Below are 21,919 nucleotides of genomic sequence, written 5' to 3'. Positions count from 1 at the left end.
CATGACAACGATAAACAAACAATGGCACCTAAAAGCAAGACCTGTAGGCGAGCCAAGCGCTGAGACTTGGGATTATACCGAGACAGAAATACCGACGATTACTGATGGTCAGTTGCTGATTAAGGTTGAATACATCTCTATCGATCCGGCGATGCGGGGTTGGTTGAACGATGCCAAATCTTATATCGCACCAGTACAAATTGGTGAGGTTATGCGCGCCGGTACCGTGGGTGAAGTGATTGAAAGTAAAAATGAAAAATTTGCAGTAGGTGACTATGTCGCAGGTCACGACGGCGTGCAGTCATATGCGGTCAGCGATGGTACTGGTCTGCATAAAGTTGATCCGAAACTGGCGCCGCTGTCTTATTATTTGGGTGTACTAGGTATGCCGGGGATGACAGGGTATTTCGGTCTCCTAAAGACGGGTCAGCCAAAAGCGGGTGAGACCGTGGTCGTCTCTGGCGCTGCTGGTGCGGTTGGTAGCTTGGTCGGTCAGATTGCCAAAATTAAAGGCTGCCGCGTCGTCGGTATCGCGGGCGGTGCTGAGAAATGCAAGTTCTTGGTCGATGAGCTTGGGTTTGATGCGACGATTGATTACAAAAACGAAGATGTGAAAAAAGCACTAAAGAAAACCTGCCCAGACGGCGTCGATGTGTACTTTGACAACGTAGGCGGTGATATCTTAAATGACGTGCTTACTCAGATTAATCTACATGCGCGTATCGTTATTTGCGGGGCTATCAGCCAATATAACAACACCACAGCAGTAAAAGGCCCATCGAACTATCTATCACTATTGGTCAATCGTGCTCGCATGGAAGGCATCGTAGTATTCGATAATATCAAAGAATATCCAATCGCTATGAAAGAGATTGCTGGCTGGATTCAGTCAGGTGATATGAAAGTAAAAGACCATATCGTTGAAGGTATCGAGACGTTCCCTGATACTTTGATGATGCTCTTTAACGGTGAAAATTTCGGTAAACTAGTACTTAAGGTAGAGGGATAGATCATGACACTGAATACAAATGGAATTGCATCAGATGTAGCTGGCAAACGAATTTTGATCACGGGCGGTGCGTCAGGCATCGGTGCAGCCAGTGCGTTGTTGCTGGCCAGCCGCGGCGCAAAAGTCGTCATTGGTGATATGGCAGAAGAAATGGGCGAAGCAGTTGCCAAACAAGGCCAAGATGCTGGCAACAGTATTGTCTTCAAAAAGTAGATGTGACCAGTGGTGATGAAGTGCGTGCGTTGTTCGATTTTGCAGTAGAAACGCTTGGCGGCTTAGATGTTGTGGTAAACAATGCTGGTATCGACCATAAGCCTTCGCCGATGCATGAGCTAAGTGATGATGATTTTGATCGCAATATCGCAGTGAATTTAAAAGGCGTTTGGCACTGTATGCGTGCTGCGGTCAATTGTATGATACCTAACGGTGGTGGTCATGTGATCAACGTGGCATCTATTGCAGGTCTGCGTTCAGCACCTATGATTTCAGCCTACAGTGCAGCTAAACATGGTGTTATGGGTCTGACCAAATCTGCTGCCCATGAGTATGCCCGTGCCAATATCCGTTTCAACGCTGTATGCCCAAGCTTCATTGATACGCCAATGGTTCGCAACACCATGGCAACGATGGATGAGCGTACGCAGCAAGCAACGATCAAGGCCAGTCCACTGCGCCGTCTAGGTGATGTGAATGAAATCTCTAGTGCGATTGCATGGCTTGCCAGCGATGAAAGCAGTTTTATGAATGGTCATGCCTTCACCTTGGATGGTGGTATGCTAGCGTAACCGTGATCGTTGAGCGCTCTTTGTTCAGTTTATTAGTGCTCGATAATCGCTGTTAGTTATGACAGCGATTATCTGCGTTTAGTTATCTGTTTTTAGATACACGTTTTAGATACATGAATTTAGCGCTCAAAAATTATCGAAAATATAAAGTTTATAAAAATATAAGGAACAACTATGAAAGATTTATTTGATTTAACTGGTAAGGTTGCTCTAGTAACTGGTGCTAGCCGTGGTATTGGTGAGTCTATTGCCCGTCTATTGGCATCAAGAGGCGCACATGTGATTGTCTCAAGCCGAAAAATTGATGCTTGCCAAGCAGTCGCAGATAGCATCAAAGCTGACGGTCATAAGGCCAGTGCTTTCGCTTGTCATGTAGGAGACATGGAGCAAATTGACGCAATTTTTGAGCATATCAAAAGTGAATTTGGTCAAATTGATATCTTAGTTAATAACGCTGCAGCCAACCCTTACTATGGTCATATCTTAGATACGGACTTAGCCGCCTTTGATAAAACGGTTGAAGTTAATATCCGTGGTTACTTCTTTATGTCGACGGCCGCTGGCAAAATGATGAAAGAGCAGGGCGGCGGTGTCATCTTAAATACCGCATCGGTCAATGGTTTAGTAGCAGGTGATAAACAAGGCATCTACTCAATCACAAAAGCAGCAGTCATCAGCATGACCAAAGCCTTTGCTAAAGAATGTGGCCCACTTAATATCCGTGTCAATGCGCTATTGCCAGGTTTGACGGATACTAAGTTTGCCTCTGCATTGACTACTAACGATAAAGTCTTAAAAATGGCACTACACTCAATTCCGCTAGGACGTGTGGCTGAGCCTGATGAAATGGCTGGTACCGTATTGTATCTAGTGTCGGACGCCTCAAGCTATACCACAGGCGCGACTATCGTTGTCGATGGTGGCATGTTGGCTTAATTAGCAAACTACAGCATATAAGTTCAAGAGCAACTTACTATGAAGAACCGCATGAGATAAATTTTCATGCGGTTTTTTATTTGGCTTTTTGATGAAATTTTTAAGTAATCTTGGTTTTGTACTATCAAATAAATTGCTAATTTTAAATGAGCATCAGCTGTATAGTGGCATAATAAATATGCTAATAGCTACTTGGACAATATGATGGAGTTACGCATGAATTCAGTTATCAACAATAAAATCGAAACGGTTCCTCAAAATGAAACATGGCTGTTTGTGCCAGCGACTCGCATCGATAGAGTGGCGAAAGCCTTTGCTAGTGGTGCAGATGCGGTTATTGTAGATTTAGAAGATGCCGTTGCGCCAGAAGATAAAGCATCCGCACGCGAAGCATTACAGCAATATCACGACAGTTCAGGTTATCAGCCGGTTTGGGTGCGTATTAATAAGGCAGGTAGCGAAGAGTTTTTCAAAGACATAGTGCTCTGTCAGAAAATGCCCAATTTGGCTGGCTTGTTATTGGCCAAAACTGAGCAAGTAGACGATATAGAGAGCGTACATCAGCTTACCAATTTACCCGTGATTGCATTGATTGAGAGTGCGATGGGATTGTATCAACTCGATAGTATGGCAAAAGCAGTCGGGCTAGCCGCGTTTAGTTATGGGTTTCTAGATCTGTGCAATGATTTGCAAGTGCAAGTAGGAACACCTGCTGCTAATATCATCGCCAATCAAATTCGCTATCAACTAATCCTGACGTCAAAAGTGTATCAATTATCGCCGCCCATCGACACCATTTATCCTGATTTTAATAATGAAGTTGGATTGAGCGATCGAGTACAGTTATGGTCACAAATGGGGATGTCAGGGATGCTATGTATCCATCCCAATCAAGTGGCAGTTGTCCATCAAACAATGCAACCAACAGATGAGGCCCTGTTATTCGCACAGCGTGTGGTCGAAGAGTATGAGCGCAGTGGACAGGCAGTATTTAAGATAGATGGTGAGATGGTCGATGCGCCAGTGATTGAGCGCAGTCGTCAACTGTTGGCAAAGTAACAGACCAATCCATGTTTAGTTAAATATAAGCAGTCGGTTCAATATAATTTGGTTACTAGGGCGTGTCCTCAATTCAATTGATAGTTATCTAAATGGGCTAAAAATGGCTAAATCTTGCCAAATGGCGTCAAATAGCTGACTAATATCTCGATATTATCTGCGCTATTTTCCTTGTTTGACTGCGATTTATCTCATTTTTATCCCCATTCTTAAAATGAGGACACGCCCTAGAAAGCTGAGTGAAAATATTACAAGCAGTATACTAAGCGAGACTGACACCGTACCTAATTTATAGAGGATTGACTATATAATGCTTTATCACAAACCATATCCATTCACATTCGATAAAAGCAAACTATGATTTTCATTAATAATAATATTAGCCTCAATGATAATGAGGTAGAGATCAGCGCTATACGAGCGCAAGGCGCAGGTGGCCAGAATGTCAACAAAGTATCTTCTGCCATTCACCTGCGTTTTGATATTAACAACTCAAGTCTGAGTGATGAGTACAAGCAGCGACTGCTAAATAGCAAAGATAGCCGAATAACAAAGGAAGGCGTGCTAATTATCAAGGCGCAGCAGTTTCGAACGCAAGAGCGCAATAAAATAGATGCGCTTGAGCGGCTACAAAGCTTTATAACCAAAGCCACTCATGTAAATAAAACCAGAAAATCCACCAAACCTAGCAGAAACGCCAAACGTAAACGGGTGGATAAAAAGACCCAGCGTGGTAAGACAAAGGCTTTGCGCGGTAAAGTAGATTTTTAGAAAATTTGTTATAGTAGGTTTGATTGTTAAGAAGTTGTGCGGCAGAAAACTTATAGAGCAAAAATCGTAGTAGGTTATTGCAACTTTTGAATTTATAATGGTATAGGCAATTAATTATCACCTATACCATTCTTCTAGATTAACGACTTATTTAGAATGCACCATTAAGTCCAATAAATAGGCTGGTTGAGTCATCGTCATTACCTTGTGAATGTGTGATACCAGCATTGGCGTTCAATAGACCAAAGCTTCTAGATAGGCCAAGTGTCATGGCAACGTTATCATCATCAGTTTCGACTATAGGCGTCTCAAAGCTGATATTTGGTAGCGTATTTAAACGTGCGGTTACCGCTTCGCGATTGTCACTCAGCTGCTTTTGGTAATGAATATCACCAAATAAGTTTAGGTTCTCCATCAAGCTATGATTGGCTTTGAGGCCAAGCTTGCCATATGTCGTAGAGTATTTCTGCTCATCGAACTGCATAGCAATGCCAGACATCTCTTTTTCTTTGAGTCCGTCAATTTTTACGCGGCTCGCTGTGGCACCGATATAAGGCGTAACGGCAATATTGCTCACTTGCATTGGGTAGCCTGCCTGCAGGTTGGCATAAAAGCGCTTGCCATCAGCATTTGACTTAAACTGCTGTTGGTTGCTGCCTAGTGTCACAGCACGTGTGACATCGACATCCATGTTGCCAAATCCTGCAGCACCATTGATCTGTAAACCACCAAACTTGTTGCTATGATAGACACCAAAACCAACTTCTCCCAGATTAATATCACTCAAACCTGTACCGACATCTGAGTTTTCAAAGTCCTTCTGAGTGATGTTACCGTATAAGCCTGTCACTGCATTGGCTGAATTAGGATGAGCAAAATCTACACCAAGCAATACTTGGGTATTACTATCACCATCAAACCCTGCAATGTCTTGATTAGCGACTTCACCGACAGCCCATAGTGTACGATCAGGTTTTTGCTCACTGCTCTGGATTTGGTTGACGTGTGACTGTAAGCGCTCATTGGTTGCAAGTCCGGTTGTCGTTGCAATATGTGGCAAGACGCCGATTAAGCTAGGCGCTGTGACTACAGCATTTGCATAGTCAGCAATCAGTTGATGGGTAGCACCTGTTGGATGTATGCCATCAGCGAAGAAGTAGGTTTCGTTGGCATTTGCTTCTACAAGAGTATCAGGTCCACAAGTTAGAGAGCTATTGTTGTCACCGCAAGCTTCATCGGTGACATTAGTGAAACCATACTGAGCAGGCGACGCAATGATCTCCTGAGTTAAGCTAAACATATCTAGCGGTATGATATTAGCGCCAGTACCTGCGACGCCACTAAGCATAAACTGATTGTAGAGACTGGCTGCATCAGTTGCCGCTCTTTGGGCTGCCAAAGCCTCTGCAAGTTCTTGACCTTCTAGATCAGGGTCTGGAACAAACCTAGGCGTCAGACCGACATCAGGAATATTGGGTACTAAGATATATTTGGCACCATTGTCCTTTAGTGCCTTAATCGTTTCGGTTTGGCTAGCTACTGCACCTAGGATGGTCGCTTGGGCACTAGCAGGATTTTCAGCTTCACCTGCAGCAAGCAGGTCATTTGCCCCTGCCCATACGACATAGAGTCCATTAGGGTCTACTTTGTTATTAGCGAGATAACTATTCACTTGGCTATTGACAGAAGCTACTGGAATACCGAAAGCAGCAACATCTACGCCAGCTCTTGCACCGCCAATGGCATAATTATTCCCAGTTTGACTACCGTCATAAGTATTGGCGACAGAGGTTGTACCCAATTGCTCAGCGAATGAGGTCGCCCATGTATTATCAGGATTGGTAGTAAACTGACCTGAATCTGGAAGCCCAAAATTATTTTGAGTTAGAGGACTAAAGTATCCCCCATCGGTCAGGCTATCACCAAAAAAGGTGACACTGTCATAAGCATTCGCGTGAGCAATACCAGCGATAGATAGGCTGACAGCCAGTATGCTTTTGGTAAAAGTTTTGAGAGTGGTATGGCTAATTTTAGAACGTGAAGTATTACGAGGCATAGCGACTTCCTTGTCATCAATGTAATAGTTTGTCAACCGAGTGTAACCACTTTTTAGAAAGCTAGCAATCGTTTTGATTGCAAAATTGCAAGAATATTGCCTGATTTAAATAAGTTTTTAGAGCATAAAAAAGGGGAGCAAGTATTAAAAAATCATACTGTCTCGCTCACATAATATTTTGTTTCCTTCTATGTAATTATGCTGTAAGCACCTGATTTCTATTCAGTTATTTTTATTGAAAAGTATAAGGCTTATCTGTCGACATTGCTTGTTTAACTCAACTAACTGCCCAATCGTAAATAGTATCAAAGCAGCACTCCACAATAAGATAGTCAGACTAAGTGCGTATAAAGATGTCACTGGCGGCAATAGCAAAGTATAGCTAGCAGTATCAATACTATAGAAACTGAAATTAAGCTTGTTTTTGTGGACGCAATAATAAGGCCAGTCCAAGTGCTACAAAAGCTGCGATACCAGATATCATATAACTGATACTAAAATCCCCAGTGATTTCTGCAAGATAGCCTGCGGCCACTGGTCCGAGAGCTTGTCCTCCTGAAAAGGCAAAAGTTAGCGCCGCAAGCGCACTTGCCGCTGCAGCGGGTCCAAAATAGTCTCCCGCCGAAGCAGACATAATGACAGGAACACTCCAAACCACTAAGCCAAACAGAATAATGGACGAATACAGTCCGAAATCCCAGTCAGTAAGTCCGACTAACAGATAAGCGATAGCAAGGAAAAAGAAGGCTAAAGCGAGACCAAGGCGTCTGCCAATATGGTCAGAGATCCAGCCAAATAATATACCTGAGAACATACTGAGTAGGCCAATCCATGCCCAAACCCCACCCGCAGTTGCTTCACTCAGTTGATACGAGCCAACCATACTGGTGACAATGAAGGTGACGTAAACCATGTAAGTGGCGCCATAAATGGCAAAGATGACACCCAAATGTACGAGCAGCTTAATATTACTACGTTCTAGTTTTTTCTTATTTTTAACAGGTAAGGTGGGTGCGCGCCCAAAAGGATTTTGGCTGACATCGTCCGGATGGTTGCGAATCAAAGTAAAAGTAAGCCAAGCTACCGCAATATTAATCACGGCAAAAATTAGCCAGCCTGTCTGCCAAGACAGTAGGGTAAAGATAGGTAAGAGTTTGGGTACGACAAATCCCGATAAAATGATACCAAATCCAGGACCCGCCATGACCAGTCCTAAAGCAAGCCCGCGGTGCGAAGGAAAAAACCAATGCGACATGACGCTCATCATTGGTAAGACCACGCCGCCGCTACCGATACCTGTCAATACATAGAGTGCGCAAAGTATTGGAAAACTGGTGGTAAAAGCCATACCAAACATAGAGACAGCAATGAGGAGGAGGCTTGCCGTCGCAGTCGTTCGAGTACCCAACCGAGGTAGAATAAAAGGGCTTAGAAGCACTGCAACCAGATATCCTATCAGGTTGGTGAATCCCAAGATTCCGCTTTGAGTATAATTTAATCCTAAAGAAGATGACATGGATGGCAGTAACATGCCAAATGCGAATCGTCCTAACCCAAGTCCGCAGAACATTGCTATAGAACCTGTCGCAGCAACGATCCAAGCATAATGCAATTTACCCAATCTAAGGGGCGCAGTGTTATCTTGATTTCCTTGATCTGGACTGTCTTGTTGAGTCATTCCATTAGCCATCACGAATCTCCAACAAGTTGAAAATTCGCAATATATATCGTCACTAAATTTAAATTGTAGGTAATGACTTCCTTGTTTTGAATAGTATCCATTTCACACTCATCCTTTTGTGCTCAATCCCTATCAGTCCTTTATTAAATACACTTATAGCCTAAGTATACTTATGTCCAATAAAATTAGTATAACCGCACCTGAACGTTCGTTCAATCGGTGTCTAAGAAATCCTTGAAATGATTTGTAGGCTATATCGTTGTATTCACACATAAAGAAAATGCCAGCCCATTTATATGGCTGGCATTCTGCTTGTTATTTTCTGACGGTTACTTACTGTCTGCTGTTTTTTGGATACTATCTAATATCAGTTTATTAGCTAGCCAAGTCGCTTACTCAACTCAGGAAAGCGTTTGATCATAAATAGCATTAAGAGTAATGCCACAACTGCGATAGCCGCACCTGTGTATCCTACGCTAGATAGTGAAAGATGCGTCACGGCATAACCACCGAATAGTGCACCCGTACCAATCCCCAAATTAATAATACCTGAGAACATCGACATCAGCATGTCTTGCGCATTGACATCGACCATGATGACTTTGGCTTGCATTGAGATAATTAGTAGCATGAGCGCCGCGCCCCATAGTAAGGCGATAAAGCTGAGCGCCCATACAGAGGTCACTGCTAGCAACAGCGCAAGCATAGACACGAGCATCAGTATGGTCGATATTAGCATCAATCTGGTATTGAACCGATCGCCCCAACGACTAAATATCACACTACCTACAATTCCTGCTGCACCGAATAGCAACAGTACAAAAGTAGCAGCGTTTTCACTGATATTACCGACTTGGCGCATGAATGGTTCTATATAAGAATAAGCCGTGTAGTGGGCTGTAAAGACCAATAAAATAAGCAGGTACAAACAGACTAATAGGGGTTTTTAAGGAGTTCTGGAATCTTTCTAAAAGATCCTTCAAACATACTAGGTAACGTCGGTAAGAGTCTCGCTTGTAGAATAAATACAATCATGGCAATGACGCCAATACCGCCAAAGGTAGCCCGCCAGCCAAACCATTGCCCAATTAAGCGTCCTAGCGGCACACCCAGTACCATTGCTAATGAAGTACCCGTCGCCAGTACGCTAAGCGCTAAGGCTTTTTGCCTTCAGGTGCGACACGTATCGCGATTGCGGCCGTAATGGACCAAAATATCGCATGCGATAACGCAATCCCAACTCGGCTAATGAGCAGCACGTCAAAGCTCCATGCAAATACGGAAAGTACGTGACTGGCAATAAATACTACAAAAAGCCCCAAGAGCAAGCGTTTGCGTTCAAATCGACTGGTCAGTAGCATTAGTGGTAATGACATCGCTGCGACAATCCAAGCATAGAGTGTCAACATCCAGCCAGTCTCTGCCGTCGTAATAGAGAAGTCTTGGGCAATGTCGCTCAACAGCGCCACAGGGACAAATTCTGTGGTGTTCATAATAAAGGCACTAACGCCCATCAAAAATACTTGAAAATACTGAGTTCGGCGAGCGTTTGAGCTAGCCTCATTGTTATGTGTCATAAAATCCAATACAGATGCAAATACTACGTGTGATAGGTCAAAGTGGGGTAGGCTTAATTAGAATACAAGGGTTGCGCGGCAAGATAGCAAGCTCACGTTGATCTTAAAAGGTGTTTTTTGATAAGGATTGTTAATTGGACGTTTATTGCAGATACTTGAGTAATATGAAACTATCGCTAATTATACTTAATGCGTTGGGATACTTGCTAATGACTAAACTACAATTCATTTAAAAAGAAGCGACACCAATTGTCGTAGAAAGTTTTAAACAGCTTTATTTTTATGTGAGCTTATACTATAGTTATTAGGTCAGGCAAAGTAACATGAGATAAAAACCAGTTAACCCTCGGAGCGCAACGCTTCACTTCTTAACTGAGTCTTAAACGCTATCTTAGCAATGTTTTTTCAGCAATGTTATTTACGTTTAATCCTAAACTGCTGCGCCTTTACAAACTCAAAAACCATATTTATTAATAAACAAAAAACTTAGCAGAAAAAGCTCGTTAACATTGCAAAAATATAAGCAATGTAACAGCGAAAAACTGTGTCTAAAAAGTCTATCAGAATTAAAAACTACCACCTTACCAAGTCGATTAATTTACTTAACTTTATAGATAATGACGTCATTTAAACAATGGCGAATAGGCTCGGCTGGCTTGAAATCAGCATCCAGAATATAACAACAACGAAAAACTGCAGCTAAACAACCAAAATCAAAACAATAAGGATATAACGATGACGACATTAACGTATCAGTTTGAGCAAAAACGGTTAGACAATATGCAATGGTCGGTTGGCTCAAAGCTATCTGGTATAACGGCACTGGCAAATGATGAGAAAGGCCGAATACGAAAACAGCCATTGTTTTACCTCGAAACGGTTTCTGTAGACAGTTATGAAGATGATATTTACTTCGTGAACAATACTAATGAGACGCTTAGATGGGTAGCGCCTTTTAAACCCTATCGAAATATAACTGAAGCCAGAGCGAAGTTGGGCGATAGCAGTGATGAAAACTTACGCAAAGTGACGCTCTATAGTGATGACATGGATAGTGTGTATCAAGATGTATTACCTAAGCAGGGTGTGCGGATTGGTAGTACTCATATCATGTACGACAGTGATGCGATGATGCAATGGTTTGTACATGTGCCTTATAAGGGGCCAGATACTCATTATGCGATTTGGCAATTTAATGTAGTGGAAAAAGGCGGAATTCGCGGAACTTATCCATTGCTATGGGATGATTTTAATAAACCCTCGCATATGGTGAGTTGTGACTGTCTGTCTGAGCAGGCTGATATGCCGATAGAGGTCAGTATTTATGAAGAGCGCTGTGCAATGCTTGACAGGCTTGTCGGTTCATTTGGCATATCAAATGCTATATTCATATTGGCAATCAATGATGTGCTTTATCGTTATGGCGTGGGCTGGAGCGCGCCTTATAGCGAGTCGGATATACAGGCGCAAGACATTGCGATGAAACTAACAGCACAAAAGCCAGAAAATGCAGAAGCGGTGAAAGCTATTGTCCATGCGGTTTATGATTTTTGGTTTAACGAAGGTTTTGCAAAAAATACCTCAATGCAGGCTTGTGAGGAGCTTTTGAGCCTGTATCAAGCGCAGGTTGCTAGCCAAAAACCAGTTTAATTTATAAGCCAAATTATCAAGAATAAGCCTAAATAATAATTAAACAAGGAGAACCTTATGATGTGTCCTATTGAAAACAACGATACGTTTTTACTGTTTTTTCATGGTCTTGATTCAAGCAATGAGACCAGTAAATATACGTGTATCACACGTGAGCCAAAATACTGTCAAACGGTCAATTATCGAGAGAGTTTTGCAGAAATATTTGAGATTTATGATGCTTTGATTCGTGAGAAAATGATACAGTATCCTCGAGTAGTGTTGGCAGGGCATTCGCTTGGCGGCTGGTTTGCCAATCATTTTGCCCATAAGTATAACTTGCGCGCGCTGTTGATTGCGCCTTGTATCTATCCAAATGAGGTATTGGCGGACAGTATCCCTGACGTAGTTGATATGAAGCTATCTTTTCCAACGACTAATACCGAGATGGTGCGGGTGATGGTAGAAGTCGATGATGAAAGTCTTGATATGGCAGTGGCTAGACGAACCTTAGTGAATCTGCCTGATAGCTGGAACGTTGATTACTTTGAAGGTGGTCATCACCGTATCGCTCGTAGTAGTGATATTTAGTATCACGTAACTCATCTGTGCGAAGATCCCATCGTTTGGATGGATGAGGCAACATATCATGGTGAAGACTGATAGCGAGTACAGTCAAAAAACAGAGCAACTGATGGATAAATAAACCGCTTAAAATAATTGATTGACATTAAAGACGATCGGTCATAATATCTACGAATGACAATTACTAAGCCAAAAGCCCGTCGAGGGCGTCCACCCAATGTTGAACGCGAGTTTACGGATACCCGTGAGGCTCTTTTGAGATCTGGGATGGAGATGTTGACAGAGCAAGGCTTTGCGACCACTGGTATCGATGTCATACTCAAACGCATCAACGTGCCTAAAGGTTCTTTCTACAATTATTTCAAAAACAAAGAAGCATTTGGACAGGAAGTGTTGCGGCAGTACGCGTTGTATTTTGCTCGAAAGCTAGATCATTGTTTTCTGAATGAGCAAGTATCTCCCATACAGCGTATTAGTGACTTTGTTGAAGATGCTAAGTCAGGAATGATTAAGCATGAATTTCGACGCGGCTGTTTGGTAGGTAACTTGGGTCAAGAGATTGTCGTGTTGCCTGAGAGTTTTCGCTGTGAGTTAGAAGGTATATTACTTGATTGGCAAAAACGTTTAGCGGCTTGCTTGCGTCTGGCAGTACAACAAGGACAAATACCTTCTGATAGTGATTGTGATGAGCTTGCTGCTTTTTTTGGATTGGTTGGGAAGGTGCGGTTTTGCGTGCTAAGTTGGTGCAAGATGTTGGTCCATTAGATACTTTTTTCCGAGGTTTTGTAGCAGGAATACAGAAGTAATTTTTTATATATATTTTTAGACGACCGGTCTAAATTATTTTTTACTCATTTATAGACGATTGGTCTAAATAGGAGCTACTATGTTTAATGCAATATTAATTGAAAAAAATGATGATGTTTATCAGTCTAATCTGACTGAGATACAGGATACGCAATTGCCAGAAGGGGATGTCACGGTTCGTGTGGCATTTAGCACGCTTAATTACAAGGACGGATTAGCCATTACTGGCCGTAGTCCTGTGGTACGCACATTCCCCATGGTTCCAGGGATTGATCTAGCGGGCACCGTCGAAACAAGCAGCCATCCCCGCTACAAAGCTGGCGACAAAGTGTTGTTAAACGGTTGGAGCGTGGGTGAGACGTATTGGGGCGGTTTATCACAAAAAGCGCGATTAAACGGTGACTGGCTTATCCCGCTCCCTGAATCGATGACTGAACGTCAAGCAATGGCGATAGGTACAGCAGGATATACCGCAATGCTTTGCTTAATCGCATTAGAGCGTCATGGACTCACACCAGAGCATGGCGAAGTATTGGTGACTGGTGCTAATGGCGGTGTTGGTAGCTTTGCCATCGCACTTTTGGCAAACCAAGGTTACTCTGTAACTGCCTCTACGGGACGTCTGGAAGAAGCCGAATACTTAAAGAGCCTTGGTGCAACGACGATCATAGACCGTGCTGAATTAAGTAGTCCGGGACGCACACTTGGAAAAGAGAGATGGGCAGCCGCAATTGATTCTGTTGGTAGTCATACACTGGCCAACGTTTGTGCCAGTACCTGTGAGGATGGTTTAGTCGCTACTTGTGGACTGGCTCAAGGCATGGATTTCCCTGCTACTGTTGCGCCATTTATTTTACGCGGTGTCAGTTTGCTTGGTATTAATAGCGTGACGCGACCTTATGATGAGCGTGTAGAAGCATGGCAGCGTTTGAGCACAAGCTTGGATATGACGCAATTAGATGCAATCACCAGAGAGATTGGTCTAAGCGAAGTCATTCCGACAGCAAGTGAATTGTTGGATGGTAAAGTTCGTGGTCGAATAGTCGTTGACGTCAATCGTTAAGCGTCAATTGTGTTAATTTTTAATACTTCAACATTAAAGTTTCGATATTGAACCTCTTTTTAATACATGAACAAATGGTGCATCGAAACGTCTAAGATTGAATACGCAAAGTGAAAAAGAATTATTCACAAACGGTCACAAATATCGGTATTTATTTTTTGTCATCTGATGTGCTATCATCGTTGAACGAACTATCGTGGGTTTAACAGTTTTGTTATCGCCGACCATGACAATAGTCTAATGGCGGCGTGACAAACCTTGCAACTTCCAGCACGATATAAAACAACTCTGGTAAAGCGCATGAGCCTGTACTCCGACAACCTCATTTGTGCCTGATTTTTTGCCTATTTGGGCGTATATCATACTTTTTCGTCGGAGTTACAGGAGTCTAAGGTGTTCAATATCATGAGCCACATTGCTAACCCATCTAAATATACCCGTCGTTATCACCCACGCCATTCTCTAGCGCAATATATTATCAATCAAATAGAGTCGCTTGAGCTGCGTCCGCAAGATATCGTCAAGCAAATGGGCTATCCTCTTAAACATACCATACCTGCCTATGACCGCCTGCGCCATGTACTGTCGAGCAAATTCCTTGGGCTTGATGGTAGCTATATGGATAAATACTTTACCGCTGATGAGTTTTTGGCAAAATTGTTTGCTGTGCTTGAGATACCGTATCAGCCATTTGCAGAAGATATTGCGCAGATTAAATATGACTTGGCAAATTATTCTAATACGTTACCCATATATAGCTTAAGAGCGGAAGTAGATTTTACATTTACGAGTGCTGATAATTGGATGTCTCGTGGCGCGGCTTCACGTTTTGCGCAAGTACATTTGCCTAGCGGCTTTGCCAAATTAGACGATGCTGTACGTAAATCAGTGATTCAAGACAGCATCTGCGAGCATTATCAGCAGTATGAAGGCAGTTTGCCATACGACGGTATTATCAAAGGCTATCGACTGACTATTGAACAAAACAACCATGTGGTCGACCATGCAGAGTATGGATTGCCAAAATCTAGCAGTATCTAAAAAGCTTTGAGCGTATAAACAGCACAAGCTGTTAATTGCATTGATTGAATAATCAAATTGACTAAAAAAATATAAAAAAGCCTCACTTTATCGTGGGGCTTTTTGGGTTTTACGTTATGTTTTCTTGTAAGAGTCGAACACTGCTAAATATCAGTTTTATAAAATTCATTTTAAGCTTCAGGTTTAGAGATGGCGCGCCATAAAATCGCAAATAGCGCGTCAAACTCTGCATTTAACGGTGTTTCCGTTTGGCGAATGGTATGCATTAAACCAAGGCGACTGATAAAGCCCATAAACACATCGAAGAGTATGTGCAGTGGGACAGTGTCATTGAGCACCCCACGATTTTGTCCATCTTCTAATACCGCTAAAAACGCGCCAATTAGCTCTTTGTTTTCATAGATTGCGATATTACGTATCCGCGAGGCTGAGACAGAAGATAGCACCATCACCGCATCTGGATGCGAGTCGACAAAATCAAAGCAGACCCACAGCGTCTTACGTAGACGATCTTGTACGCTATCAATCCCTTGCAGATGATCCATAATTCTAGCGGCCAATCTGCCAAGCACAATATCCATAATGGTATAAAACAGCGTTTGCTTGTCCCCGAAGTACTTGTAGAGCGTTTGCAAAGAGACGTTTGCAGACTTTGCAATCTGCGCCATCGTTACCTCATTAGCATCAAATCCTGCAAAGACCTTACGAACGGCTTGCTCAATTTTATCCAAAGTTGCGGGCCGCATATCGGATAAGGGCGCTAGAGATCGAGTTTGCGTGAGGCTATCTGACTGATTAAAGGTTTTCATATTTATCGCTTCTTAAAGTATTGGCTATTTAATATGTCCTACCAATTGAATAAATTGCTGACTAATTCTCATCATTAAATTAATGAGTAATTTGAATTACCATTTTTACCTAGTGGATTGCGAAGTGGTTTTTCATAGCCTAGTATAAGACTCGTATGTTAATAAATACAAAGAATTTATCGCATATCTATAAAGGTAATATATATTACCATAACTTCTAAGAAGGACTTAGATATAGCTGTTATTCATACAATATTGTCAAGGATAGACATCATGAGTATCGAAAAATTCACCCCAAACTGGATGACCGAAGAACATCAGATGGTGTATGACAGCGCCTTGAAAATGTTTCAATCTTGGGATTCTAAAGATGAGCAGTGGCGCAAAAACGGCATGATCGATCGTGCTGCGTGGGAAGAGGCGGGCGAGATGGGGTTTTTGTGTGCGGCGATACCAGCTGCATATGGCGGCGGCGGCGGCGACTTCGGTCATGAAGCGGCGCTTATCTACGCACAGACCGAAGCCAATCAATCGGGATTTGGCGGTATGGTGCATTCAGGCATTGTCGCGCCTTATATTTTAGACCACGGTACTGAAGAGCAAAAACAAGCGTGGCTACCCAAAATGGCAACGGGCGAATATATTGGTGCTATCGCCATGACCGAGCCTGGCACTGGCTCCGACCTACAAAACATCAAAACCTATGCAGTAAAAGACGGTGATGACTACATTATTAATGGCTCTAAGACTTTTATCACCAATGGTCAGCACGCCAATCTTATCTTGTTAGCATGCAAAACAGACCGTGAAAAAGGCGCACAAGGCGTCTCACTTATCATCGTAGAAACGGACAAAGTAGAAGGGTTTGAGCGCGGACGCAATCTCGATAAAATTGGTCTGACCTCTCAAGATACCTCAGAGCTCTTCTTTAGCAATGTCCGTGTACCACAAACCAACCTATTGGGCACGGTAGAAGGTATGGGCTTTATCCAGATGATGCAGGAGTTGCCGCGTGAGCGTTTAATCATTGCGCTATCAGGGGTCGGTTCAATGAAGTTAGCGATCAACTTAACCTTAGATTACGTAAAAGGGCGCGAAGCCTTTGGCAAACCTATTTGGAAGTTTCAAAATACGCGCTTTAAGATGGCGGAATGCTATGCCGATTATCTTGCTGCCAGTACCATGTGTGATGCGGCAGTAGATGCGATGCTTGAGGGTAAATTATCAGTACCGCATGCCTCATTAATCAAATACTGGGTTACCGAAAAACAGTGCGAAGTCATCGACGAATGCGTGCAGCTGTTTGGTGGCTATGGCTATATGACAGAATATCCTATCGCACGTTTATATGCTGATGCGCGCGTGCAAAAAATCTATGGCGGTACCAATGAGATTATGAAGGAACTGGCTTCACGCTTTATGTAGACGTGTTACTTATTGATTGAAACGATTGTTTATTTAAAAATAAAAAAAGGACTTTTATGACTGAGACTGCTTATATTTATGATGCGATCCGCACGCCACGGGGCAAAGGAAAAAAGGACGGTTCGTTGTATCAGGCATCATCGATTTGGCTTACACGCACCTTATTAAAAGAGATGCAACAGCGCCACAACTTAGATACCAGTTTGGTCGACGATGTGGTGCTTGGCTGCGTGACGCCAGTGGGTGAGCAAGGCTCTGATATTGCTCGCATTGCTGCTATTGATGCTGGCTGGGCGCAAAGTGTGGCAGGTCTTACCTTGTCGCGCTTTTGTGCCTCTGGTCTGGAGTCTATCAACCTAGCAGCGGCCAAAGTCATGTCAGGTATGGAAGACATGGTCGTGGCAGGCGGTGTTGAGTCTATGAGCCGTGTGCCGATGGGCTCAGATGGTGGTGCTTGGTACATGGATCCGCGCGTCAATGAAGCCACGCACTTTGTGCCACAAGGTGTGGGTGCAGATACCATCGCAACGCTAAAAGGCTTTAGTCGTAGTGATGTCGATGCCTTTGCCACCGAGTCGCATCGCCGCGCTGCACATGCGTGGGAGAAGGGCTATTACGATAAGTCTGTCGTCCCTGTAACCGACCTCAACGGTATGATGCTGTTGGATAAAGATGAAACCATCCGCCCTGATACCAACGTTGAGACCTTAGCTGGGCTAAAACCTTCTTTTATTATGCCGGGAAAAATGGGCTTTGATAGCGTTATCTTGGACAGATACACCACGATAGAAACCGTGAATCACGTACACCATGCGGGTAACTCTTCAGGTATCGTTGATGGAGCGGCGATTTGTTTAGTCGGTAACGCGGCAGCTGGTCAAAAAGCAGGTCTAAAACCACGCGCCAAAATCACGATGGCCTCAGTTATTGGCTCAGAGCCTGCTATCATGCTGACAGGCCCGACACCAGCTTGCCAAAAGGCCCTCGATAAAGCGGGCATGCAAGCTTCTGATATAGACCTTTGGGAAATTAACGAAGCCTTCGCTGCTGTGCCGATGAATACCGCTGATGATTTTGGCATCTCGCTTGATATCGTCAACGTCAACGGTGGTGCAATCGCTATGGGTCATCCGCTTGGCGCAACTGGCGCGATGCTGATGACGACAGTCCTTGACGAGTTAGAACGACGCGACCTAAAGACCGCTATGATTACGCTATGTGTGGGTGGTGGTATGGGTATTGCCACCATTATCGAGCGTGTTTAACTTTTCTCTAAAATAGACTGAAAACCAATTAGACTAAAACGCAATATACAAAGAATCATTTAAGGGATAAAAATGATGACAAATAACCAGACAGCAGATGGCGTAACAGCCATTAACGCACTAGATAACTTCTCTGCCCAACGTGATGACGATGGTATCGTCACGGTCACGATTGACCAAAGCAAACGCAAAATGAATGTCATCGGTGATGGCTTTACAGAGTCGTTCGCCACGATAGTTGATAGTTTCATCAATGATGACGCAGTCACAGGCTTAATTCTTACATCGGCCAAAGAAACCTTTGTGGTTGGCGCAGATATCGATCAATTGAACCAGATAAAGACAGCCGAGCAAGCATTTGCACTGACTGAAGAATTAAAGGTAGTTTGCGTAAGCTTGAAACATCAGGTAAACCTGTCGTCGCTGCTATGACAGGAACGGCGCTGGGCGGCGGTTTAGAGCTGGCGCTTGCCTGTCATTATCGTATTGTCATTGACACGCCGAAGACCAAGCTTGGTTTGCCTGAGGTAAAATTAGGCTTGCTACCTGGTGGCGGCGGTACTCAGCGCTTACCGCGATTGGTCGGTATTCAAATGGCACTGGAGCTCATGACGCAAGGCAAAGAATTACGTGTCGCTGCGGCAAAAGAAATCGGTCTCATTGATGCGACAGCCACCGATCAAGCAGACATGCTGAAGCAGGCTAAAAACTGGATTAAAAACAATCCAAGCGTGCAGCAGCCATGGGATAAGAAAGGCTTTAAAATCCCTGGCGGTGATAGCAAGCATCCAAAGATAGTGCCTATATTCTCCATCGCACCAGCCATGGCCAACCAAAAGTCACACGGCAACTATCCAGCGATTACTCACATTATGTCTTGTGTGTTTGAGGGTTGCTTGGTAGATATCGATACGGGACTTGAAATTGAGTCGCGTTATTTTGCCGCTTGTGTGCTGTCCTCTGAATCAAAAAACATGATCAACACCTTATGGACGCAGCTCAACAATATCAAAAAGGTCAGTCTCGCCCTCAAGAGTTTGAACGCACAACCACTAAAAAAGTCGGTATCTTAGGCGCTGGCATGATGGGTGCAGGCATCGCTTATGTCACTGCCAAAGCCGGTATAAATGTCGTGCTATTGGACACAGATATTGCCAATGCTGAAAAAGGCAAAGCGTACTCTACCAATATTTTGGATAAAGCCATCAGCCGACAGCGTGCTACCGAAGAGAAAAAACAAGCGCTCTTAACACGTATTACACCAACTGTTTCTTATGATGATTTGGCTGATTGTGATCTCATCATCGAAGCGGTATTTGAAAACCGAGAAATCAAAGCCAAATGTACCCAGCAGAGTGAGGCGGTGATTCCAAGCACGGCTATTTATGCGTCTAATACCTCTACGTTACCTATTACAGGACTGGCAAAAGCCAGCACTCGTCCACACCAATTCATCGGTCTGCACTTTTTCTCTCCAGTAGATAAGATGCCGCTCATTGAGATTATAGTAGGTGAGCGAACCGATGATGCAACGCTCGCCAAAGCGTTCGATTATGTGCTCCAAATAGGCAAGACGCCTATCGTTGTCAATGACAGTCATGGTTTTTATACCTCACGGGTATTTGGCACTTATGTATCAGAGGGCATCGCGATGCTGGGCGAAGGTGTTCATCCGCGTAGTATCGAAGTCGCTGGACTAAAAACGGGCATGCCTATGTCGCCCTTAGCATTGCAAGATGAAGTGTCATTGAGTCTCGCATTGCATGTCAGCGAGCAACAGCAGGCGGATATGGCAGCCGAAGGCAAATCTGTCACTGTGCGCCCTTCTTACGAGATACTAAAGACGCTGGTCAATGAGCATGGGCGCGAAGGCAAAAAAATGGCAAAGGGTTTTATGATTATCCAGAAAACGGTAATAAGTATTTATGGCCTGAGCTTATCAACTTATATCCACCACAGTCAGAGCAACCCTCACAGCAGGATTTAGTTGATCGCTTGATGTTTATTCAAGCCAATGAGTCTGCGAGGTGCTATGAAGAAAACGTCGTGCGCTCGGTCGCCGATACAAATATAGGGTCTATCTTTGGCTGGGGATTTGCTCCGCAGTACGGTGGTACGCTACAGTTTATCAATGCGATGGGCGTGAGTGCATTTGTTGAGCGTAGCCGTGAGCTGGCTGCGAAATATGGCGAGCGTTTTGAGCCTGCTCAAATCTTGTTAGATATGGCAGCCAAAGGCGAGGCGTTCTCCGATGACTGACATGCATGTATCAAATCATGATCAAATGGCGGACTGTCTACAAGGGTTACGAGTGATCGATCTGACTCGTAATCTACCTGGGCCATTTGCTACGCGTTTGCTAGCAGATTTGGGCGCGGACGTCCTTAAAATCGAACCCAAACAAGGTGATCCTGCTCGGGTGTTTGGTGAGCTATTCGCAGCTCTAAACCACGGTAAGACGACCGAAAAATATGATTTTCATGATCCCAAAGAGATTGAAGCTATAAAAGCACATCTTAAAGAAGCTGATGTGATGCTAGATAGCTTTCGCCCAGGTGTCTTGGCAGAAATGGGGCTAGATGCTAAGACCTTGCATGCCATCAATCCAAAGCTAGTAATAGTGTCAATCACTGGCTATGGCGTAGCAGGCAATTACACAAAAGAAGGTACTTATTTAGAAGATGCTGATTCAAAAAACAGCTCTCAAGTGAATCATGACTGGGCCAATAAGGCAGGTCATGATATCAATTTTATGGCTATGAGCGGTGTACTAGATCAGCTAAGGACAGCGCAGGGTGAGCAGGCCATGCCCAATATTCAGTTTGCAGATTTGGCAGGTGGTAGTGATACAGCAGTGATAGCACTGTTGGCTGCCGTATTTGCCGCGCAGCGTACGGGCAGGGGACGACACATTGCTATTAGCATGACGCACAGTTTGTACAATCATATGGTCATGCCAAAGGTCACAGGCAAACTGATTAATAGCCTTTCAGGAAATGGCTTAAACGACACTCTACTGCCGCAGCATGACTTTTTAGGCGGTGCATTGCCATGCTATCGATTGTACCAAACCGCTGATAAGCGGCATATGGCGGTTGGTTCCTTGGAGTTGAAATTTTGGCAAGGGCTATGTGAGGTATTGGAGTTGCCAGCGCTTAAAGCAATACACTGGCAGCTTGGTATCATGCCCAATAGACCTGAGAGTGAAGCCGCGACCAACACAATCGCGGGAAAATTCGCCAGTCAAACGCTTGAGCATTGGCAACGTGTATTTGCAGCAAAAGATGTCTGTGTGACCCCTGTGCTGAGTTTACATGAAGCCAAAGCCCACCCTTTATTTGCACATCAAGATGAACATTGTGCAACATCAGGGTGGCAGCAAGTGAATTAGTATGTAAGTAGTCTTAGAGAAAAGTGAAAG

At 43.8% G+C, this 21,919-nt stretch carries 15 protein-coding genes and 3 pseudogenes; 14 read left to right on the top strand and 4 right to left on the bottom strand.

The window, feature by feature from the left end; all coding sequences use genetic code 11:
* Position 1: 1 nt before the first annotated feature.
* From ACOBWA_RS09485 to arfB, 5 genes and pseudogenes are all read left to right on the top strand, one after another.
* Complete coding sequence (locus ACOBWA_RS09485; protein WP_420229202.1) at positions 2-1,009, top strand: NADP-dependent oxidoreductase; 1,008 nt, start codon at positions 2-4, stop codon at positions 1,007-1,009.
* A 3-nt stretch (positions 1,010-1,012) separates the two neighbouring features.
* Positions 1,013-1,794, top strand: a pseudogene (locus tag ACOBWA_RS09480) (SDR family NAD(P)-dependent oxidoreductase).
* A gap of 174 nt (positions 1,795-1,968) precedes the next feature.
* Entirely contained in the window at positions 1,969-2,730 is a 762-nt protein-coding gene (locus tag ACOBWA_RS09475) for an SDR family oxidoreductase (protein ID WP_101205627.1), read from the top strand.
* A 216-nt stretch (positions 2,731-2,946) separates the two neighbouring features.
* On the top strand, positions 2,947-3,789 hold the full coding sequence (locus ACOBWA_RS09470; RefSeq protein WP_420229201.1) for an HpcH/HpaI aldolase/citrate lyase family protein: 843 nt from the start codon (positions 2,947-2,949) through the stop codon (positions 3,787-3,789).
* Positions 3,790-4,146: 357 nt separating this feature from the next.
* The gene (gene arfB / locus ACOBWA_RS09465; protein WP_420229200.1) at positions 4,147-4,560 is read left to right on the top strand and encodes an alternative ribosome rescue aminoacyl-tRNA hydrolase ArfB; all 414 of its coding nucleotides are present in this window, start codon (positions 4,147-4,149) and stop codon (positions 4,558-4,560) included.
* Between the two features lie 151 nt (positions 4,561-4,711).
* Here the strand turns inward: arfB and ACOBWA_RS09460 are convergent, their stop codons facing one another.
* The 3 genes and pseudogenes from ACOBWA_RS09460 to ACOBWA_RS09450 form a co-directional block, all read right to left on the bottom strand.
* Positions 4,712-6,616, bottom strand: coding sequence for an autotransporter domain-containing protein (locus tag ACOBWA_RS09460; protein ID WP_420229199.1), 1,905 nt, complete (start codon positions 6,614-6,616; stop codon positions 4,712-4,714).
* 412 nt (positions 6,617-7,028) lie between these two features.
* A complete protein-coding gene (locus ACOBWA_RS09455) occupies positions 7,029-8,306 on the bottom strand; it encodes an MFS transporter (RefSeq protein WP_420229198.1) in 1,278 nt (425 codons plus the stop codon).
* Positions 8,307-8,676: 370 nt separating this feature from the next.
* Positions 8,677-9,874: pseudogene (locus ACOBWA_RS09450) on the bottom strand (sugar transporter).
* Between the two features lie 735 nt (positions 9,875-10,609).
* On the opposite strand from ACOBWA_RS09450, the gene ACOBWA_RS09445 reads away from it, so the two are divergent.
* The 5 genes from ACOBWA_RS09445 (at position 10,610) to ACOBWA_RS09425 (ending at position 14,999) form a co-directional block, all read left to right on the top strand.
* On the top strand, positions 10,610-11,524 hold the full coding sequence (locus tag ACOBWA_RS09445; RefSeq protein ID WP_420229197.1) for a hypothetical protein: 915 nt from the start codon (positions 10,610-10,612) through the stop codon (positions 11,522-11,524).
* A 57-nt stretch (positions 11,525-11,581) separates the two neighbouring features.
* A complete protein-coding gene (locus ACOBWA_RS09440; protein WP_420229196.1) occupies positions 11,582-12,094 on the top strand; it encodes an alpha/beta hydrolase in 513 nt (170 codons plus the stop codon).
* Positions 12,095-12,262: 168 nt separating this feature from the next.
* The gene (locus ACOBWA_RS09435) at positions 12,263-12,853 is read left to right on the top strand and encodes a TetR family transcriptional regulator C-terminal domain-containing protein (RefSeq protein ID WP_420229195.1); all 591 of its coding nucleotides are present in this window, start codon (positions 12,263-12,265) and stop codon (positions 12,851-12,853) included.
* Between the two features lie 121 nt (positions 12,854-12,974).
* A complete protein-coding gene (locus tag ACOBWA_RS09430; RefSeq protein WP_420229194.1) occupies positions 12,975-13,958 on the top strand; it encodes an MDR family oxidoreductase in 984 nt (327 codons plus the stop codon).
* Positions 13,959-14,363: 405 nt separating this feature from the next.
* A complete protein-coding gene (locus tag ACOBWA_RS09425) occupies positions 14,364-14,999 on the top strand; it encodes a hypothetical protein (RefSeq protein WP_420229193.1) in 636 nt (211 codons plus the stop codon).
* 170 nt (positions 15,000-15,169) lie between these two features.
* Here ACOBWA_RS09425 and ACOBWA_RS09420 read toward each other — a convergent pair whose 3' ends face one another.
* Positions 15,170-15,808: a TetR/AcrR family transcriptional regulator gene (locus tag ACOBWA_RS09420; RefSeq protein ID WP_420229192.1), complete on the bottom strand. Its 639-nt coding sequence runs from the start codon at positions 15,806-15,808 to the stop codon at positions 15,170-15,172.
* Between the two features lie 273 nt (positions 15,809-16,081).
* Here ACOBWA_RS09420 and ACOBWA_RS09415 point away from each other — a divergent pair, with 273 nt between their 5' ends.
* The 4 genes and pseudogenes from ACOBWA_RS09415 to ACOBWA_RS09400 all read left to right on the top strand — a co-directional run bounded on the left by ACOBWA_RS09415 (position 16,082) and on the right by ACOBWA_RS09400 (position 21,889).
* Entirely contained in the window at positions 16,082-17,233 is a 1,152-nt protein-coding gene (locus tag ACOBWA_RS09415) for an acyl-CoA dehydrogenase family protein (protein ID WP_420229191.1), read from the top strand.
* 56 nt (positions 17,234-17,289) lie between these two features.
* Complete coding sequence (locus tag ACOBWA_RS09410) at positions 17,290-18,498, top strand: acetyl-CoA C-acetyltransferase (protein ID WP_420229190.1); 1,209 nt, start codon at positions 17,290-17,292, stop codon at positions 18,496-18,498.
* 75 nt (positions 18,499-18,573) lie between these two features.
* A pseudogene (locus tag ACOBWA_RS09405) lies at positions 18,574-20,757 on the top strand (3-hydroxyacyl-CoA dehydrogenase NAD-binding domain-containing protein).
* Positions 20,750-21,889 (top strand): CaiB/BaiF CoA transferase family protein, encoded by a 1,140-nt coding sequence (locus ACOBWA_RS09400; protein ID WP_420229189.1) that lies wholly within the window; start codon positions 20,750-20,752, stop codon positions 21,887-21,889. Before ACOBWA_RS09405 ends, ACOBWA_RS09400 begins: the two are co-directional and overlap by 8 nt.
* The last annotated feature ends 30 nt before the right edge of the window (positions 21,890-21,919 follow it).

The organism is Psychrobacter sp. ER1 (assembly GCF_048631835.1).
GTDB lineage: Bacteria > Pseudomonadota > Gammaproteobacteria > Pseudomonadales > Moraxellaceae > Psychrobacter.
This window is presented reverse-complemented; position numbering and strand designations above follow the sequence as displayed.

Coding starts and splice junctions, on each gene's coding strand:
- ACOBWA_RS09430 (WP_420229194.1), top strand. CDS start 12,975: ATGTTTAATGCAATATTAATTGAAAAAAATGATGATGTTTATCAGTCT.
- ACOBWA_RS09485 (WP_420229202.1), top strand. CDS start 2: ATGACAACGATAAACAAACAATGGCACCTAAAAGCAAGACCTGTAGGC.
- ACOBWA_RS09435 (WP_420229195.1), top strand. CDS start 12,263: ATGACAATTACTAAGCCAAAAGCCCGTCGAGGGCGTCCACCCAATGTT.
- ACOBWA_RS09460 (WP_420229199.1), bottom strand. CDS start 6,616: ATGCCTCGTAATACTTCACGTTCTAAAATTAGCCATACCACTCTCAAA.
- ACOBWA_RS09455 (WP_420229198.1), bottom strand. CDS start 8,306: ATGGCTAATGGAATGACTCAACAAGACAGTCCAGATCAAGGAAATCAA.
- ACOBWA_RS09440 (WP_420229196.1), top strand. CDS start 11,582: ATGATGTGTCCTATTGAAAACAACGATACGTTTTTACTGTTTTTTCAT.
- ACOBWA_RS09410 (WP_420229190.1), top strand. CDS start 17,290: ATGACTGAGACTGCTTATATTTATGATGCGATCCGCACGCCACGGGGC.
- ACOBWA_RS09400 (WP_420229189.1), top strand. CDS start 20,750: ATGACTGACATGCATGTATCAAATCATGATCAAATGGCGGACTGTCTA.
- ACOBWA_RS09420 (WP_420229192.1), bottom strand. CDS start 15,808: ATGAAAACCTTTAATCAGTCAGATAGCCTCACGCAAACTCGATCTCTA.
- ACOBWA_RS09445 (WP_420229197.1), top strand. CDS start 10,610: ATGACGACATTAACGTATCAGTTTGAGCAAAAACGGTTAGACAATATG.
- ACOBWA_RS09470 (WP_420229201.1), top strand. CDS start 2,947: ATGAATTCAGTTATCAACAATAAAATCGAAACGGTTCCTCAAAATGAA.
- arfB (WP_420229200.1), top strand. CDS start 4,147: ATGATTTTCATTAATAATAATATTAGCCTCAATGATAATGAGGTAGAG.
- ACOBWA_RS09425 (WP_420229193.1), top strand. CDS start 14,364: ATGAGCCACATTGCTAACCCATCTAAATATACCCGTCGTTATCACCCA.
- ACOBWA_RS09475 (WP_101205627.1), top strand. CDS start 1,969: ATGAAAGATTTATTTGATTTAACTGGTAAGGTTGCTCTAGTAACTGGT.
- ACOBWA_RS09415 (WP_420229191.1), top strand. CDS start 16,082: ATGAGTATCGAAAAATTCACCCCAAACTGGATGACCGAAGAACATCAG.